This is a genomic window from Dermatophilaceae bacterium Sec6.4, from assembly GCA_039636865.1.
In the GTDB taxonomy this organism is placed as follows: domain Bacteria; phylum Actinomycetota; class Actinomycetes; order Actinomycetales; family Dermatophilaceae; genus Allobranchiibius.
Genome location: CP144172.1, coordinates 2,740,759 through 2,758,940, shown reverse-complemented (window position 1 = coordinate 2,758,940; position 18,182 = coordinate 2,740,759). Strand labels below are relative to the sequence as shown.

Genomic DNA, 18,182 nt, shown 5'->3' with positions numbered 1-18,182 from the left:
CTGCTCCTTGTCGTGGGCCAGTGCGCATCCGGTAAGCGGGTGGGGACTTGGGGTTATCACTGGAATCCGGCTGTTAGACGGATAGGCCTTGAGCGGTGCGTTCGAGGGTGGCGATGCGGTCTGCGATCGGGGGGTGGGTGTCGAAGAGGCGGTGGATGCGGCCCTGGTGGTGTTGCAGCGGGTCATCGATGCACATGGCTGCGGTCGCGTGATTGAGTTTCTTCAGGGGCACGTCGTTGGTCTGCAATGTTTTCAGTGCGCGGATCAGGCCGGCGGGGTTGCGGGTGAGTTCGACGCTGCTGGCATCGGCGAGCGATTCTCGCCGCCGCGACAGCGCCAGACGGATGATCGGGCCCACCACGAACCCGATGACTGCCAGTAGCGCCCCGGCGGCGAGCACCACCAGGAGCAGTTGTTGGCCATTTCGCCCTCGACCGCGCATGAAGAATGCGCTGCGCCAGACCAAGCTTGCTGCGAGTCCGGCCATTCCGAGCAGTGTCGTAACGATCAGCAGCAGACGAGTGTCGTAGTTCTTGATGTGGCTCAGTTCGTGTCCGAGGACCCCCTCGAGTTCTTCGCGGTCCATCACCGCGAGCAGACCGGTGGTGACAGTGACCGCTGCGTGGGCCGGGCTGATGCCAGTGGCGAACGCGTTGGGTGAGGTGTCTTCGATGACGTAGACGGCCGGCGTCGGTAGGCCGGTGCCCAACGCCAACGCCTGAACAAGGTCACACAACTGCGCGTATTTTTTCGGGTCTGCAACCTGCGCGCCGGCAATCGAGAGCACCAGCCGTGACCCGGAGCGGAAGGTGAAGACGATGGCAGCCACCACGAGCACCGTGGCTACCGCGACACCGATGAACACGTCCGCCACTATCGGCGCTGCAGACCCCGGGCGGCGACTGACTGTGACGGCGGCAAGCCCACCAATCAGCGCGCCAACGCCAAGCCAGAGGATGACGAACACCACGATGTAAACGACCGTTCGTCGCTTGTTGCGGGCGATTTCCTCATACACGGTGGGCGTCTACCGGCCGGGGCGCGAAGCGGGCGGGGAGAAATCCACGACGGGCGTGTCACGGTCGCCGGCCTCGGCCTCGAAGTAGGTCACCGACGTGAAGTGGAACGGCCCGGCAATCATGGTCCTGGGGAAGGTCTGGATCGCGGTGTTGTAGTCGCGGGCGCTGGTGTTGTAGTAGCGGCGGGCGTACTCCAGTTTGTCCTCGGTCGCCGTCAGCTGCTCCTGCAGTGCCACGAAACTCTCCACCGCGCGCAGTGTCGGATAGTTCTCCGCGACGGCGAACAACGAACGAAGCGTGGAGCTCAGCGCATTCTCAGCGCCGGCGACTTTCGCCGGGTCGCCGCTGGCGCCCGCGCTTACCGCCGTCGCCCGGGCCTGGGTGACCGCCTCGAAGGTGCCGCTTTCATGCGCGGCGTAACCCTTGACGGTAGCGATCAGGTTCGGGATGAGATCGTGACGGCGTTTGAGTTCGACATCGATCTGCGACCAGGCCTCCGCGGTCCTGTTCTTGCGACGCACGAGGCCGTTGAACATCCATCCGGTCATCAACACCAGCACGGCAACGATCACCAGGATGATCCAAACAACAATCACAACGACGCCCTCAATGAGAATTTAGGTGCGATCCGCAACGGGCGGCTGTCAAACACGCTAACCGCCGCCCGCATCGCTGCGTAGGGCCAAAAGTCACCCGGCGTGCCTCGGCGCAGGAACGTGCACTCAGTTGAGGTGTTGGGTGCGTAGGCGTAGCGCGTTGGTGATGACGCTGACTGAGGACAGGGCCATCGCTGCAGCAGAGATCATCGGGGAGAGCAGCAGCCCGAACACGGGGTACAGGACTCCGGCGGCGATGGGGATACCTGCGGCGTTGTAGATGAACGCGAAAACGAGGTTCTGCCGGATGTTGCTCATCGTCATGGTCGAGAGTTGCCGGGCATGCACGATGCCGGTCAGGTCACCGTTGAGCAAGGTGATGCCTGCGGACTCGATGGCTACGTCTGTGCCGGTACCCATGGCCAGTCCGACGTCGGCTGCGGCGAGGGCTGGGGCGTCGTTCACGCCGTCACCCGCCATTGCCACGACGCGGCCTTCCTTGCGTAGGCGTTGCACGACGTCGGCTTTGTGGTCGGGCAGGACGTCGGCTTCGACCCGGTCGATACCCAGGGTGCGGGCGACGGCTTCAGCGGTGACACGGTTGTCGCCGGTCAGCATGACGACGTCGATACCTTGGGCACGTAGTGATTTCACGGCCTGGGGGGTGGTTGCTTTGACGGGGTCGGCGATCGCGAAGATGCCTGCCACGGCGTTGTCGACGGTGATGAAGATGGCGGTTGCGCCATCGCCACGCAACTGGTCTGCCTGCGTGATCAGAGCGGCGGGGTCCATGTTCTGGCTGGTCACGAAGTCGGCGCTGCCCAATGTCACCGTGTGACCGTCGACAACACCGGTGACACCACGTCCGATGGGTGAGTCGAAGTCGGTGACATCGGGGATGGTGATGGCCCGGTCGATGGCTGCGTTGGTGATGGCTTGGGCCAGGGGGTGCTCGGAGGCCCGTTCGACCCCGGCCGCAAGGCGCAGCAATTCGGCTTCTTCAAAGACCGGACCGGCACCACTGTGGGCGACGATTTTGGTGACGGAAGGTCGTCCTTCGGTGAGTGTGCCGGTCTTGTCCACCACCAGGGTGTTGACCTTTTCCATTCGTTCCAGGGCTTCGGCGTTCTTGATCAGGACGCCCATCTGTGCGCCGCGTCCGACACCGACCATGACCGACATGGGTGTGGCCAGTCCGAGCGCACACGGGCAGGCAATGATCAGCACGGCGACCGCGACGACGAGGGCATGTGCCAGTCGCGGGTCGGGACCTACGAGGGCCCACACCGCGAACGCGACGAGGGCAACGCTGATCACGACGGGGACGAAGACCGCGGCTACCCGGTCGACCATCCCCTGGATGGGGGCACGGGAACGTTGTGCTTCGGCGACCATCGCCACGATGCGGGCCAGCATCGTGTCTTTGCCGATCTTCTGCGCGACCATGACCAGTGCCCCGGTCTGGTTGATGGTGCCGCCGGTGACCGGGTCACCGGCGGTCTTGGTGACCGGCATCGACTCGCCGGTCACCAGGGACTCATCAACGGAGGAACGGCCCTCCTCTACGGCACCGTCGACCGGCACCTTCTCACCCGGGCGGACCCGCAACCGGTCGCCGATCTGGACCTCATCCAGTGTCACTTCTTCGTCGGTGCCATCGGTGTGGACCCGGCGGGCGGTCTTCGGGCTCAGGTCCAGCAGTGCCTTCAGCGCGCCGGAGGTTTGTTCACGGGCTCGCAGTTCCAGTACCTGTCCTAGCAGGACCAGCGTGGTCACGACCGCTGCGGCTTCGAAGTAGACATCGACCGCGCCGTTCATCCGGAACGCGTCGGGGAACAGCCCGGGGGCGACGGTAGCGATGACGCTGAACAGCCAGGCGACACCGGTGCCCATCGCGATGAGCGTGAACATGTTCAGGTTGCGGGTGCGGACCGAGGACCAGCCGCGCTGGAAGAACGGCGCCCCGGCCCACACCACGACCGGGGTCGCCAGGAAGAGCTGGATCCACCCCGACACCGTCGGGGAGATGAGGTCATCAAGACCCGGGAAGAGGTCCCTGCCCATGCTGAGGACCAGCACTGGGATGGACAGCACGACGCCGACCCAGAATCTGCGTGTCATGTCGGCAAGTTCAGCGTTGGGGCCGCTGTCGGCGGTGACCAGAACGGGTTCGAGCCCCATCCCGCAGATGGGGCACGACCCGGGTCCAGCCTGACGGATTTCGGGGTGCATCGGACACGTGTATTCCGCGACCTCAACACCTGCTGGGACCGGGGCGGCAGCGTCGTGGCCGGGCACATGGTCCTGACCGGTGTACCGGGCGGGGTCGGCCTCGAACTTGGCCTGACAACCAGGGGAGCAGAAGTAGAACACGTCGCCATCGACCGCGACCGTGAGCTCGTTCGTCGCGGGGTCCACATCCATGCCGCAGACCGGGTCCTTCAGGGTCGGTGGCGCCTGCGATTCGGGGTAGGTCGGTTCACTGCTCATAACGGAAGAGTACCCCCTAGGGGTATGTAATTCAACGAATGGCGGATCGCCTGCCCGCACGATCGGTATGCGGGCCTACCCGGGCGCGGGGCGTGTCTGCGAAGGTCAGCGTGTCCATCGCCGGTTCATCGGGTTGCTGCCGGTGGGGCGGCTGCGCGCAGCGCGTAGGTCAGCGTCCTTGCCGCCACCCATACGCCGCATCATGACGAACATCATCAGCGGGCAGGTCACGACCAGCAGCAGCCAGGGAAGGTATGAGGTCATCACCCACGTCCTATGTCGATGACGCGCGGTGGCCGGCCGAAGGCAAGACCTGACGCTGCGTAGCGAACTGGTCCTCATCGATCTCGCCCCGGGCGAACTGTTCTGCCAGCAGCACGTCGGCGCGCTGGGTCGGATCACCCACCGCGAGGTCCGCGGGACCGTGCGTGTAGCGGTTGCCGCGCACCAGCCAGAGGACCAGCGCGATCAGCAGCCCCCAGAAGAAAACCATCATGAAACTCATCGCGAGCCAGTCACCGATGTTCCAACCGCCTTGGCTCCACCACATCATCAGGATCCACATCCACCTGTCTCGGAGGCACGCGACATTCCCGCTGCGCCCAGCTCAAGTCTGCGCGGACCTACCCCACCCGGACAGGGGCGAACGTCCCACCCGGTGGCCTGCGATCGAGGTTTGCATCAGCAGCCGCGCGACAACACAACAACTGAGGCCACGAACGTCACGAGCAACAAATCGAATGCTGCGGACGGGGGCAGCGTCCCCGGCAGTGGTGGGGTGCGAGTGCTTGCGGCGAAATCTTCGGCGTGTATCGACCAGGAGGCATATCCGAGAAGACCAACCGTTGCCCTTGTCGCACTGCAGGAATTGATCGAGCTCGACGCCGGTGAGGTCGTCGGCACCCGCCCGTTGGATGACCTCGCCGAAGGGATGTGCGGAACAGGGATCCGGAAAGTCGCAGGTGTCGAGGTTCTGCGCTGCGCTGGCCTGGATGAGAACGCCAGCGTGTTTCCTCCGCAGCCTCAAACAGCGCGGCCTGAGCGATGCGCAACCGCGTAGTCAGCAGTTTCCTTGGAGCACGTCTTGACTGTCAGTGGCCTGGGCGTCACGCAGGCCCGTGACCCGTGATGACACAAGTGGGGCGGCTGGGGCTTGAACCCAGGACCGACGGATTATGAGTCCGCTGCTCTAACCAGCTGAGCTACCGCCCCCAGCGCCCAGACTTTACCGTCCGCGCGTGACCGTAGACAGCCGGGTTGCTCATATGAGGTGACGGGGGTGAAACCCTTCTCAGCAGAATTTCAGTCCCTACCCGGATGATTTTGTCGGACGCGGCATAACGTACCGCCGGGCGCGAAGGCATGAAACAGCCACATCAGGGGGTCGAAAGGTTCGGTGACTATCGTGCCCACGACGCACCCGCGCCACGACTACGCCAGGGAGTACCACCGCAGATGATCACTCGTCCACAGCACAGCGAACAGCGCGGCATGTCGCTCTGCTCGCGCGCGGTCCTCCGGTGAACGAACCTGCACGTCATCGATTGCCACCAGCAGGCCTACAGCGACCCGATGCGAACCGGCGGGCCGCGCGTCGCAAAATGTACCGTCGTCGTCGCCTCTTTGCCGTGCTGGCGGTGCTCGTATCGCTCGGATTAGTCGCGGTCGTGATCGGCGCAGGCGTCGTCATGCATCTGAACGGGAACATCCGCACTGTCGCCATCCCGAAGGGACTGGTCGGGACCGAGACGCAGAACGCACAAGGAAACGCTCCCATCAATGTCCTGGTGATGGGTTCCGATACGCGTGGCAGCGCCGCGGACTGCAAAATCGGTGGTGACTGCTCTCTGTCGACGAGCAAGGCCAAGGGCAAAGCAGCGACCTCGTTGCCGGCCAACGCCGACGTGGAAATGCTCATCCATGTCTCCGCCGACCGCACCAACGCTTCGATCATCAGCATTCCGCGAGACACCGAGGTCCAGCTACCTGCATGCACCGACCCGGCCACCGGCAAGACAGTGGCGGCCCACCGGGACCGCATCAACAGCTCGCTGCAGTACGGACCCGCGTGCACCTTGAAGGCAGTCCATCAGCTGACGGGGGTGACGCTTGATCATTTCGCTGTAATCGACTTCGCGGGTGTCATCACGATGTCCGACGCGATCGGGGGGGTCCCCGTGTGCGTGGACAACAACGTCTACGACACCTACTCCCACCTGAAGCTCGCACAGGGCTCGCACACGCTGAAGGGCAAGTCGGCGCTCGCGTTCCTACGAACCCGTCACGGGTTCGGGGACGGCAGTGATATCGGTCGGACGGTCGGGCAGCACCTGTTTCTGTCCTCGATGTTGCGCAAACTGGAAAGCGCCTCGACACTGGCCAATCCAGTGCGCCTGTACTCCCTGGCGAATGCGGCGACCAAGGCCGTCACCGTCGACACAGGTCTGGGTGACATCGGCAAGTTGACCGGGTTGGCGAGCCAATTGAACAAGATCCCGGGAAAGCGGATCACGTTCACGACGCTGCCCACAATCCCCGATCCACGCAACCCGAACGTCGTCGTCGAGGCATCCAATGCGCAGGCGCTGCTCACCAAGATCAAGGACGATGTTTCGCTGAGTTCCGCCGCGAAGCCGGCTACTCCCTCGCCGAAAGCATCGACACGGCCCCCGGCAAAGGGCACCGGAGGTACCGGGAGCACCGGTAAGGACTACTCGACGACTGCGGCCACCGCCGTGGGCTGTGCACAGGTTTCGCAGGCCCGGACGGTTGAGATCAACGGCGTCGCCATGACGCCTATGCAGGCGTTCGCTGCCTCACCCAAGGTGCCCGTCTCAGCACCGTAGAGCCACCCCTGAGCGGAAGGACCCGCTCGAGGGTGGTGCTCGTGTGACGGATGAGGCACAATTGCAACAGCTCGGATACAGGACACAATTCGATACGCAGTAGGCCGCGCCGCGGTCGCAGTTCTCGCTTGCCGGTAGGTCGTTGGGGAAGACGTACCTGATGGTGAAGGAGGCTCGGATGTCGGTGGCAGGTAGTCGTGTCGTGACGCGAGGGGTTGTGTTCATTCACTCAACCCCCACCGCGTTGTGCCCGCATATCGCGTGGGCACTGGAGAGTGTGCTGGGTCAGGCCGTGTCATTGGAATGGACCGCGCAACCGGTCACCGCCGGTATGGTCCGCACTGAGCTGTCCTGGATGGACGCCCCCGGCACCGGGGCGCGACTGGCCAGCACGCTGCGGGGTTGGGACCACGTCCGGTACGAGGTCACCGAGGAAGCCAGCCCCGGAGCGGACGGGTCACGCTGGGCGCACACGCCCGCCCTCGGTATCCACCACACCTGGACGTCCGCGTCAGGAGACTCGGTCGTTCAGGAGGACCGGTTGCGGTCGGCCTTGGCGGCCTGCGGGGGCGATCCGTTGTTGTTCCGCGCCGAAATGGCGCAGCTGCTCGGCACATCGTGGGACAAAGAACTCGAGCCGTTCCGTTACGCGGGTGACGGCGCGACCGTACGGTGGCTGCACAGGGTGTCCTGAACCGCTGACAATCGCCGGTGGTCGGTTTTCGGCCGCCGGCGATTGCCGCGGTCAGAGCGGAATGTTGCCGTGATCCCCGCGTCGTTGCGGGGCAGCCACAATGGCGGCGGCAAGCGCAGTGCGAGTGGTCGTCGGCTCGATGATCTCGTCGACAACTCCGATCTCGACTGCACGTGGCAACCCGCCGGCCAACACCGCGTGCTCGACGGCGAGTTCGTTCTCCACGGCGGTGCGCTCTTCCGGCTCCACCTCCGCCAGTCGGCGGCGGTGCAGAATCCGGACGGCTGCTACGTGGCCCATCACGGCGACCTCGGCGGTCGGCCAGGCGAACACCCGGGTCGCTCCCAGGGAACGCGAGTTCATCGCGATGTACGCGCCACCGTAGGTCTTGCGGGTAACGAGAGTAACGCGCGGTACGACTGCCTCGGCGAACGCGTGCAGCAGCTTCGCGCCTCGTCGCACGACGCCGTCCCACTCCTGACCGACCCCGGGCAGGTAACCGGGCACATCCACCAAGACGACGAGGGGGATTCCGAACGCGTCGCACATCCGCACGAACCGGCTCGCCTTCTCCGCGGACGTCGCGTCCAGGCAACCGCCGAGGCGCAGGGGGTTGTTGGCCACCAGGCCCACGGTGCGCCCGCCCAGGCGCCCCAGCGCGGTAATGATGCTCGGGGCCCACTTGGGGTGCAGCTCAATGGAATCGGCCGGGTCGTCGACAAAGTTCTCGATCAGGGGATGCACGTCGTAGGCGCGTTTTGCCGACTCCGGGAAGGTCGCAGCCAGGTCACGATCCTGCACCGAACTCAAATCCAGCTCGCCCTGGTTTCCCAGCAGGTCGACCATCTGGCGGCCGCGCTCGTAGGCCTCTTCAGTGGTCTCGGTCACCACGTGGACAACACCGGAGCGGCGGCCGTGCGGCTCGGCGCCACCCAGCCGCTTGGCGGTGACATGTTCGCCAGTGACCGAACGAACCACGTCGGGACCGGTAACGAAGATCAGGCCGTCCGGGCCGAGGATGACGATGTCCGTCAGTGCCGGTCCGTACGCGGCGCCGCCGGCAGCAGCGCCGACGACGACCGAGATCTGCGGGATCTTGCCGGATGCGCGGGTCATGATCGCGAACACCTCGCCCATTCCGTTCAGCGAGACCACACCATCAGCCAGGCGTGCCCCGCCGGACTGCCACAGGCCCACGACGGGTGTCTGCTCGGTCAGGGCGCGCTCATAGGCCTTCACGATCACGTCACAGCCCTCTGCACCGAGCGCGCCGCCCTGGATACGCGCATCAGCGGCAAAGACAACCACCTTCGTACCGCGGGCCGTGCCGATGGCGGCGAGCATTCCGCTGCGGTCCTGCGCGGAGATCAGCTCCATCGACCCTTCGTCGAAGAAGATGTGCAATCGGGTCAGCGGATCGCGGGGATCCGGCGCGTCCTGGGCAGCGTCCGGGGCTGCGGGGTGTGTGGTCGTCATCAGATGCTCTTCACTGCCAGGGCCACGTTGTGGCCGCCGAAACCGAACGAGTTGTTCATGGCCGCGATATCGCCGTCGGGCAGGATGCGGTGCTCGCCACGCACGATATCCAGGGATATCTCCGGGTCGAGGTTGTCGATGTTGGTGGTCGCCGGCACGATGCGGTGGTAGATGCTCAGCACCGTGATGACGCCTTCCAGCGCGCCCGCGGCCCCCAACAGATGCCCGGTCATCGACTTCGTCGCGGTGATCGCGATTCCATCGGTGTCCTTGCCGAATGCCCGTCGGATCGCGTTGCACTCAGCGATATCTCCGACCGGGGTCGAGGTGGCGTGCGCGTTGATGTGGACGATGTCGCGGGGGGACAGACCCGCCCGCTCGACGGCTTCCAGCATCGCGCGGGACGCTCCGGCACCCTCCGGTTCCGGGGCGGTGATGTGGAAGGCATCCGCCGACATCCCGATGCTGGCCAGTTCGGCGTAGATACGCGCGCCGCGAGCTACCGCGTGGTCGTACGCCTCGAGCACGACGACCCCGGCGCCTTCACCCATCAGGAAGCCGTCCCGGTCGGTGTCGTAGGGGCGCGAGGCGTGCGTCGGATCGTCGTTGCGCGTGGACAGTGCGCGCATCGACGCGAACCCGGCAACGGGTAGCGGGTGGATGGCTGCTTCGGTGCCTCCGGCGACGACGACGTCGGCCCGGTTGTCGCGGATCATCGCTGCCGCGTACCCCATGGCTTCGGCGCCCGACGCACACGCCGAGACGGTGGTGTGGGCGCCGGCGCGGGCACCCAGTTCGAGAGAGACGTTGCCGGAGGCGGAGTTCGGCATCAGCATCGGCACGGTGAGCGGGTAGACCCGGCGTGGGCCCTTTTCCTTCAGTACGTCGTACTGGTCCAGCAGGGTGTGCACACCGCCGATACCGGTGCCGATCGCCACGCCCAGACGCTCCGGGTCCAATTCGGGTGAGCCGGCATCAGCCCACGCTTCGCGAGAAGCGATCACGGCGTACTGACCAGAGGGGTCCATCCGGCGGATCTCCACCTTCTTCAGCACCTCCGACGGCGGCTGTGCGAGGGTCGCTGCGAACCTCACCGGCAGCTCGTAGCGGTCCAGCCATTCCTGGGGAAGCGGCTTGGCGCCGGACGTACCGGCCAGCAACGCCTCCCAGGTCGAAGTCATGGTGCCGCCCAGCGGAGTGGTCGCGCCGACTCCGGTGACGACGATGCGCCGGTCTGCAGTCATGGGGTGGGAACTCCTTGTGCGAGGTGCGTGTGGGTGTTTCGGGGGGTGCCGCAGGGGGCGTTTCCGGGTGGCCCGCCGACAGCGGACCACCCGGATGATCGTGCGTCAGCCCTGAGCCTTGTGGATGTACTTCACTGCGTCGCCGACAGTGTTGAGATTCTTGACCTCGTCGTCGGGGATGGTGACGCCGAACTTCTCCTCGGCGTTGACCACGATCGTCATCATCGACAGCGAGTCAATGTCCAGGTCGTCGGTGAACGACTTTCCGGGCTGCACATCGGCAGCGTCGACGCCCGTCTCTTCGTTGACGATATCGGCCAGACCGGACAGGATTTCCTGCTCATCTTGCGCCATTGCTGTTCTCCTTCATTGCTGCGGGATGGTTCTCTGCTGGCCCGGAGTTCCCGCCGAGCCGCGGGTGTCTGAGTGGCGCTATGGCAGTCGCACGACTTGGGCAGCGTAGGAAAGCCCGGCGCCGAAGCCGATCTGCAGCGCGAGTCCGCCGCGCGGCGCGGCGCCTTCACGGATCATCCGCTCCGTTGCCAGCGGTACGGATGCTGCCGAGGTATTTCCGGTTTCGGCAATATCTCGCGCCACCGCAACGTCGGCGGGAAGGTTGAGCTTCTTGATCATGAGATCAGTGATGCGCATATTGGCCTGGTGGGGAATGAAGGCGTCGAGGTCGGCGGCGGTGATGCCGGCGGCGTCGATGGCCTGTTGGGCAACTGGCGCCATCGACCAGACGGCCCACCGGAAAACCGTCTGACCGGCCATCTTCAGGGTCGAGGCCTCTGCCGCGTCCAGAGCGCCCGCAGCGACCCAGTCGGCGGGTTCGCCAGTGAGGTCTTCCTGTTCCTGCAATGCCACGATGGTGTCCCACGGCACGCGCTGGGAGATGGCCTCCCATTTCTCACCGTCCGACCCCCACACCACAGGGCCGATGCCGGGGGTGGTCGACGGTCCCACGACGGCCGCGCCCGCACCGTCGGCGAAGATGAACGCCGAGCCGCGGTCGCGCTTGTCAGTGATGTCGGACAGCTTCTCGACTCCGACGACCAGGATGTACTCGGCGCTGCCGCCGCGGATCATGTCCGAGGCGAGGGCGATGCCGTGGCAGTAGCCGGCGCAGGCCGCAGAGATGTCGAACGCGACTGGGCCGTTCGCGCCCAGTCGGGCCGCGAGCATCGGTGCGGCTGCAGGGGTCTGCATCGTGTGGGTAATGGTCGCGACGATGACCCCGCTCAGCTGGTCGGCGGTGATACCCGCCATTTCCAGGGCGGGCCCGGCGGCGGCGTACGCCATGTCGATGACAGTCTCATCCGGGCGTGCAAAGCGCCGGCTGATGATGCCGGTGCGGTCCCGGATCCACTGGTCTGTGGAGTCGACCCATTCGCAGATGTCGTCGTTGGTGACAACCCGCTCGGGCCGGTAGGCGCCGATTCCGAGGATCGCGGCGTGTTGCGCCCCTGAGACCGAGCGCAACACGCCGGTGCCTTTCGCGCTGCTCGTCATCGGCTGATGCTCGTCGGGTGCAGCCGAACCAGCGGTTGGCCGGGAGCGACCGGGTCGCCATCCTCAACCAGCCACTCGATGATCTGGCCGCCGTGCGGTGACACGACGGGGTAGCTGTCCCGAAGAGTCGACACTTCGGCAATCTGGCTGCCGGGCACGATGGTGGTGCCGATTTCGGTGGGGTCCAGATTAACGATGCCCTTGGCCGGTGCAATCACGAGCCGCCAGGACGGCGCGATGCCGCTGTCGTGCTGCTCGCCATGCTCGCCGACCATCCGGATCGCCTGCTCCAGATCATCGGGCGACTTCAGAGCCAGTGTCTCGACACCGGGCATGCCGCGCTTGGCGAGGCCGACGAGGGTGCCCGCCGGGGGGATCTCGATCAGTCCGGTCACCCCCATCGACGCCAGCGACTCCATAGTCAGATCCCACCGCACGGGGCGACGTACCTGACTGACGAGGCGGCTGAGCACCTCACGGCCCTGGTGCATGACCTGCCCGTCGCGGTTACTGACAAGTGGGATACGCGAATCGTGCGTGGAGATGGCCGCAGCCAGCCCGGCGAGTCGGGCCACCGCAGGTGTCATGTGCTCGGTGTGGAATGCACCTGCGACCGGCAGTGGGATGACCCTCGTCTTGGCGGGGGGTGAGTTCTTCAGTGCTGCCAGCTGCTCCATGGTGCCGGCTGCGACGACCTGGCCGGCGGCATTGATGTTCGCAGCAGTGAGGCCGTGCTGTGCGATGACGGTCAGCACCTCGTCACGATCCCCGCCGAGGACCGCACTCATTCCGGTCTTCGAGGCGGCGCTCGCCGCGGCCATCCCGGCTCCGCGCTCTCGGACGAACACCATCGCCTGCTCCGCGGAGAGGACTCCGGCTGCGGATGCTGCGGTGATCTCTCCGACAGAGTGACCAGCGCCCGCTCCGACGAGCCGGAAACCGTCCATCGGGTGCTCGAACAGTGCCAGCAGGGACACCAGTCCGGAGCCGACGATGAGCGGTTGCGCGACTGCGGTGTCCTTGATGGTGTCGGCATCCGAGGTCGTGCCGTGAGCGACGAGATCCATGCCGGCGACGGCCGACAGCCAGGAGAGGCGCTCCCGGAAGCCCGGCACCTCCATCCACGGGGAGAGGAATCCAGGGGTCTGGGAACCCTGACCGGGACACACGATTGCTAGCACGTACCCATCGTGCACTGGTCGGGGCCGGGTTCCCGGGTGGCGGCGCGACCAAGTTGACGTGCTGGTTTTGTAGGTTTACTACAAATCGGGCAGGTGCGAGATCGCGAGGGCCAGACGCATCGTGAAGGCTTCTCGGGAGTGCGTGAGATCGCAGTCGGTCAGGTCGTTGATCCGACCCAATCGGTAGCGCACGGTGTTCGGGTGCACGAAGAGCATCCTGGCTGTTGCCTCGAGACTTCCGTGTTCGAGGTAGGCCGTCGCAGTTTCGTAGAGTGCTGGATGGGCGGCCAGGGGGTCAGCGATCTTGTCGATCAGTCGACGTCGGGCGCGGAAGTCACCGGCCAACACGCGCTCCGGAAGTAGCTCCTGAGCCATGCATGGTCGGGGCGCCTCCGGCCACGCAGGTGCCGCTGCGTGACCGGCGATGGCGGCGCGCGCGCTACGCCCGGCTGCGAACAGGTGCGGCACCTTGACTCCGATGACCACCGGACCCTCTCCCCACTGGGAGCTGATGGCGGTCACCCCGGCCAGCGCGTCGTTCAGCCCACCGATGATGGCGATCAGCCGGTTGCGCTGAACTGCCGCAAGCACCGAGAGATTGCGCCGGACCGCCTCTCGTCGTAGCGAATCCACTGTTTCCGCGCCCGGACCCGCTGGTGCGGAGCCGACCACCACAACGATGTCGTGCACTTCGTCCCACCCGAGCGCCGATACCCGCGAGGTCAGTGCTTCGTCGGCCTCACCGCGCAGGACGGCGTCGACGACGAGCGATTCCAACCGGGCGTCCCACGCTCCACGGCTCTCCGCGGCGCTCGCGTACACCTGTGCTGCTCCGAAGGCAATCTCCCGGGAGTAGGTGAGCACGGCCTCCCGTAGCTGAACCTCCTGGCCCGGCGCAGCCAGCGTCGCCACCTGTTGTTCCACGACGTCGATGACCGTGCGGACCAGATCGAGCGTCTGGCGCAGCGTTACGGTGCGCATCAGATCCCTCGGCGCGCTGCCGAACACATCCGTCGCCACTGACGGTGCCTGTGACTGGTCGCCGTGCCAGGAGATGAAATCTCCGATACCGGCCTGGGCCACCAGCCCGACCCAGGACCGGTCGGAGGCCGACAACTGCCGGTACCACTGGTACGCCGTCTCCATCTGTTGGACGGCCGCTGTCGACAACTCACCGGCGCGCTGCTCCAACCGGTGATGCGTACCACTACTCATCTGGACAGCGTATTTGTATGACCTCTATAACTGGGGTAAATCGCAGGGATTCGAGGAGATCCGCGGATGTACTCATCCGCGGGTGGGTGCGGCGGCCGAGGACGATTGTTTATCCACAGTCATCGCCTCGGTGACCGGAGCACACCGTCGAGTCCCACCTTCTCGCCGCCCGCCTCGGTGTCGACTCGCTCGAGCCGGACCTGGTGATGACCTGGGACGCTCAGCTGGTCTGCCGGCATGAGTCCGAGCTGTCGCTGACGACGGACGTCGCCCATCGCCGCGAGTTCGCCTACCGGCGCAGGACGCGGCGGTGCGGCAGTGGCGAGGTCAGCGACTGATTCGTGGAGGATTATCACCCTCGCTGAGATCAGGACGCTCTGGGCGACCGAGCGGATGGGACACCTGCGCGGGTCCAACACCGTCTACGACGGACGCTTACGTGTCGCAACCTTTGCGGATTTGCTGCAGGTGCGTGCTCGCGACGCTGAATGCGTACCGGGCGCCGGGCACTCACATCCCGATCTTCGTGTCGTCGTTCGAGCTGTCCAGTCTGATCCGGTTACGAGCTGAGCTGGGATCGGACCTGCCGTTGACCTTTCTCCTCGAGGATGATCCGCTGCAGCTCGCGTCGACGACCGGACCGAGCAGTTACGACGACCTGCTGAGCCCGACCGGCCTGCGGCGCCTGTCGGGTTGGGCCGACGCAGCCGGTCTGCGCGTGCACGTCTGGACCTTCCGCGCTGAGAACGCCTTCCTGCCTGAGGACCTGCGGCGTCCCGGTCAGGAGGCCGACCACGGCGACGTGGTGGCGGAGATGCGCAGATTCTTGCGGGTGGGTGTCGATGCGTTGATCTGCGACCAACCAGATCTTGCCGTGCTCGCTCGCGACGAGGTCATGGCGCGCTCGACGGGAGCGTACGGACGCCGCTGACCCTGGCACAGCAGAACCCGAGAGGCTCACGTCGACCTGAGCCCCTCGGGTTTAGCGGTGTCACCGTCGTCTGGTGCGGTGGGTCAGGATTCGCCGCCCGCGTTGCCGGACGTTCCGGCGGTCACGTCGAGCAGCCGGTACTTCGTCGCTGCTTCGAGCGCCTTGGACTGGTCTATCTCACCGCGGTCGGCCAGGGCCTGCAACGTCCGCACGGCCAGTGACGGGCCGTCGATGTGGAAATACCGCCGTGCCGCCGCGCGGGTGTCGCTGAAACCGAAACCGTCCGCCCCGAGTGAGTGGTAGTCACCCGGCACCCAGTTGGTGATCTGATCCTGCACCTGGCGCATCCAGTCCGACACGGCCAGGACCGGTCCGGGCGCGTCCTGCAGGCGCTGGGTCACGTAGGGCACCCGTCGCTCTTCCTCCGGATGCAGGAAGGACTGCTCGTCGCATGCCAGGCCGTCGCGCCGAAGCTCGTTCCACGACGTCACCGACCACACGTCCGCCACAACCCCGAAGTCATCCCGCAGCAGCTCCTGAGCCTCCAGGGCCCACGGCACGCCGACGCCGGAGGCGAGCAGTTGGGCGCGAGGCGGATTCTCGTCGACCCCTTCGAGACTGCCTTCGCTGATGCGATGCATACCGCGCAGGATGCCTTCGGCGTCCACGTCCTCCGGCTCGGCCGGCTGGCGCATGGGCTCGTTGTAGACAGTGAGGTAGTAGATGACGTTCTCCGGATCGTCACCGAACATCCGGCGGATCCCCTCCTGCATGATGTGCGACGTCTCGTACGCGTATGCGGGGTCGTAGGCGACGATGGCCGGATTGGTGGCGGCCAGTAGCAGCGAATGACCATCCGCGTGCTGCAGACCTTCACCGGTGAGCGTGGTGCGGCCTGCGGTGGCACCGATCAGGAAGCCGCGCGCCATCTGGTCGCTCGCCGCCCAGATGAAGTCACCGGTGCGCTGGAACCCGAACATCGAATAGAAGACGTAGATCGGCACCATCGGGATGCCGTGCGTCGCGTACGAGGTACCGACTGCGGTGAATGCAGACACCGATCCGGCCTCGTCGATGCCCATGTGCAGAATCTGACCGTCGGTCGACTCCTTGTATGCCAGCATCAGCTCCGCGTCCACGGACGTGTAATGCTGCCCGTGCGGGTTGTAGATCTTCGCGGTCGGGAAGAAACTGTCGATTCCGAACGTCCGCGCCTCGTCGGGGATGATAGGCACGATGTGGGGGCCGAAGTCCTTGTCCCGCATCAGATCTCGTAGTCCGCGTACGAAGGCCATCGTGGTGGCGATCTCCTGCTTGCCCGATCCCTTCTTGACCGATGCATAGGCGCCGTCACCGGGCAGTTTCAGGGACATCCCTTCGGTGCGACGACTGGGCACACCGCCACCCAGCTTGGTCCGACGCTCACGCAGGTACTGGATCGCCGGATCGTTCTCGCCGGGGTGGTAGTAGGGCGGCCGGTACGGATCGTCTTCCAGCACCTTGTCGCTGATCGGGATGTGCAGCGAATCACGGAACCCTTTGAGGTCCTCCAGCGCCAGCTTCTTCATCTGATGCGTGGCGTTGCGACCGGCGAAGTGGGTACCCAGCGAGTAGCCCTTGATGGTCTTGGCCAGGATGACGGTCGGCTGGCCATGGTGCGCCATCGCGGCCCGGTAGGCGGCGTACACCTTGCGGTAGTCGTGCCCGCCCCGCTTGAGCTTCCACCAGACGTCCTCGTCCGACCAGTCCTTGACCATCGCGCGGGTGCGCGGGTCGCGGCCGAAGAAGTGTTCCCGCACATAGGCACCGTCGTTGGCCCTGAACGTCTGATAGTCCCCGTCCGGGGTCTCGTTCATGATGTTGACCAGCGCGCCGTCGCGATCTGCGGCGAGCAGCGGGTCCCAGCCGCGGCCCCAGATGCATTTGATGACATTCCAGCCGGCGCCGCGGAAGAAGGACTCCAACTCCTGGATGATCTTGCCGTTGCCGCGGACCGGGCCGTCCAGGCGTTGCAGGTTGCAGTTGATGACGAACGTCAGGTTGTCCAGGCCGTCGTTGGCCGCTGTCTGCAGCAGCCCGCGCGACTCCGGCTCGTCCATCTCGCCGTCGCCGAGGAAGGCCCACACGTGCTGTTGGCTCGTGTCCTTCATCCCGCGTCCCGCGAGGTAGCGATTGAACTGCGCCTGATGAATCGCGTTCATCGGGCCGATCCCCATCGACACCGTGGGGAATTCCCAGAAGTCGGGCATGTTGCGTGGGTGCGGGTAGGACGGTAGGCCGCGCTGGCCGTCGACCCGGTGGGACTGCTCCTGTCGGAAACTGTCCAGTTGTGCTTCGGACAGGCGTCCCTCCAGGAAGGCCCGCGAGTACATCCCGGGGGAGGCGTGCCCTTGGAAGAAGACCTGGTCGCCGCCGCCGGGGTGGTCCTTACCGCGGAAGAAGTGATTGAAGCCGACCTCGTAGAGGGTCGCCGCGGAGGCGTAGGTGGAGATGTGGCCACCGACTCCGATCCCGGGCCGCTGCGCGCGGTGCACCATCATCGCGGCGTTCCAGCGCAGCCACGCGCGGTAGCGGCGCTCGACTTCCTCATCGCCGGGGAACCACGGCTCGGCCTCGGCCGGGATGGTGTTGATGTAGTCGGTGGCCGTCAGGGACGGGACACCGATCTGCTTCTCCCTGGCTCGCGCCAGCATTTTGAGCATGACGTAGCGCGCTCGGGCCGGACCGCCCTGCTCGATGACTGCGTCGAGTGACTGCAGCCATTCTGCGGTCTCTTCGGGATCGATGTCCGGGAGCTGGCTCGGAATGCCATTCAGGATGGGACCTGCTTCTTCACGTGCCACGGGTGGCTCCTCTCAGGTGCTTAACGACCATCCTCCACCCGCCGGATCTCCGGCTCCGCACCCTGGTCGATTACTTTTGAGTAGGGACCACCGACTCGTCACTTCACAGCGCTGTGGAGGTGATCGGTTGCAAAT

Annotated in this window: 15 protein-coding genes, 1 tRNA gene and 1 pseudogene; 4 read left to right on the top strand and 13 right to left on the bottom strand. The window is 65.6% G+C overall.

Annotated elements, in window-relative coordinates:
* Positions 1-73: 73 nt before the first annotated feature.
* The 6 genes from V3G39_13120 to V3G39_13095 form a co-directional block, all read right to left on the bottom strand.
* Positions 74-1,018, bottom strand: coding sequence for a M48 family metallopeptidase (locus V3G39_13120; protein XAS75586.1), 945 nt, complete (start codon positions 1,016-1,018; stop codon positions 74-76).
* Between the two features lie 9 nt (positions 1,019-1,027).
* Positions 1,028-1,615, bottom strand: a complete 588-nt coding sequence (locus V3G39_13115; protein XAS75585.1) for a LemA family protein — start codon at positions 1,613-1,615, stop codon at positions 1,028-1,030.
* A gap of 126 nt (positions 1,616-1,741) precedes the next feature.
* Positions 1,742-4,105 carry a heavy metal translocating P-type ATPase gene (locus V3G39_13110; protein XAS75584.1) on the bottom strand — a complete coding sequence of 788 codons (2,364 nt, stop codon included), beginning with the start codon at positions 4,103-4,105 and terminating at the stop codon, positions 1,742-1,744.
* A 105-nt stretch (positions 4,106-4,210) separates the two neighbouring features.
* The gene (locus V3G39_13105; GenBank protein ID XAS75583.1) at positions 4,211-4,369 is read right to left on the bottom strand and encodes a DUF2933 domain-containing protein; all 159 of its coding nucleotides are present in this window, start codon (positions 4,367-4,369) and stop codon (positions 4,211-4,213) included.
* Between the two features lie 10 nt (positions 4,370-4,379).
* Positions 4,380-4,658 (bottom strand): SHOCT domain-containing protein, encoded by a 279-nt coding sequence (locus V3G39_13100; GenBank protein ID XAS75582.1) that lies wholly within the window; start codon positions 4,656-4,658, stop codon positions 4,380-4,382.
* A 585-nt stretch (positions 4,659-5,243) separates the two neighbouring features.
* A tRNA-Ile gene (locus V3G39_13095) sits at positions 5,244-5,317 on the bottom strand.
* 389 nt (positions 5,318-5,706) lie between these two features.
* Between V3G39_13095 and V3G39_13090 the strand changes: the two genes are divergently transcribed.
* Both V3G39_13090 and V3G39_13085 read left to right on the top strand, forming a co-directional pair.
* Positions 5,707-6,951, top strand: coding sequence for an LCP family protein (locus V3G39_13090; GenBank protein XAS75581.1), 1,245 nt, complete (start codon positions 5,707-5,709; stop codon positions 6,949-6,951).
* Positions 6,952-7,129: 178 nt separating this feature from the next.
* On the top strand, positions 7,130-7,645 hold the full coding sequence (locus V3G39_13085; protein XAS75580.1) for a DUF3145 domain-containing protein: 516 nt from the start codon (positions 7,130-7,132) through the stop codon (positions 7,643-7,645).
* Between the two features lie 51 nt (positions 7,646-7,696).
* Here the strand turns inward: V3G39_13085 and V3G39_13080 are convergent, their stop codons facing one another.
* The 6 genes from V3G39_13080 to V3G39_13055 all read right to left on the bottom strand — a co-directional run bounded on the left by V3G39_13080 (position 7,697) and on the right by V3G39_13055 (position 14,273).
* Positions 7,697-9,121: a carboxyl transferase domain-containing protein gene (locus V3G39_13080; protein ID XAS75579.1), complete on the bottom strand. Its 1,425-nt coding sequence runs from the start codon at positions 9,119-9,121 to the stop codon at positions 7,697-7,699.
* Positions 9,121-10,365, bottom strand: a complete 1,245-nt coding sequence (gene fabF / locus V3G39_13075) for a beta-ketoacyl-ACP synthase II (protein ID XAS75578.1) — start codon at positions 10,363-10,365, stop codon at positions 9,121-9,123. The genes V3G39_13080 and fabF overlap by 1 nt, the downstream gene beginning before the upstream one ends.
* A 105-nt stretch (positions 10,366-10,470) precedes the next feature.
* Positions 10,471-10,719 (bottom strand): acyl carrier protein, encoded by a 249-nt coding sequence (locus tag V3G39_13070; GenBank protein XAS75577.1) that lies wholly within the window; start codon positions 10,717-10,719, stop codon positions 10,471-10,473.
* Positions 10,720-10,797: 78 nt separating this feature from the next.
* Positions 10,798-11,877 (bottom strand): beta-ketoacyl-ACP synthase III, encoded by a 1,080-nt coding sequence (locus V3G39_13065; GenBank protein ID XAS75576.1) that lies wholly within the window; start codon positions 11,875-11,877, stop codon positions 10,798-10,800.
* Positions 11,874-13,058 carry an acyltransferase domain-containing protein gene (locus tag V3G39_13060; protein XAS75575.1) on the bottom strand — a complete coding sequence of 395 codons (1,185 nt, stop codon included), beginning with the start codon at positions 13,056-13,058 and terminating at the stop codon, positions 11,874-11,876. The genes V3G39_13065 and V3G39_13060 overlap by 4 nt, the downstream gene beginning before the upstream one ends.
* Positions 13,059-13,136: 78 nt before the next feature.
* On the bottom strand, positions 13,137-14,273 hold the full coding sequence (locus V3G39_13055; protein XAS75574.1) for a helix-turn-helix domain-containing protein: 1,137 nt from the start codon (positions 14,271-14,273) through the stop codon (positions 13,137-13,139).
* 146 nt (positions 14,274-14,419) lie between these two features.
* Here V3G39_13055 and V3G39_13050 point away from each other — a divergent pair.
* Positions 14,420-14,611 (top strand): annotated as a pseudogene (locus V3G39_13050) (glycerophosphodiester phosphodiesterase family protein).
* A 134-nt stretch (positions 14,612-14,745) separates the two neighbouring features.
* Positions 14,746-15,204 (top strand): glycerophosphodiester phosphodiesterase family protein, encoded by a 459-nt coding sequence (locus V3G39_13045; protein XAS75573.1) that lies wholly within the window; start codon positions 14,746-14,748, stop codon positions 15,202-15,204.
* Between the two features lie 83 nt (positions 15,205-15,287).
* Here the strand turns inward: V3G39_13045 and aceE are convergent, their stop codons facing one another.
* A complete protein-coding gene (gene aceE, locus V3G39_13040) occupies positions 15,288-18,047 on the bottom strand; it encodes a pyruvate dehydrogenase (acetyl-transferring), homodimeric type (GenBank protein XAS75572.1) in 2,760 nt (919 codons plus the stop codon).
* Between the last annotated feature and the right edge of the window lie 135 nt (positions 18,048-18,182).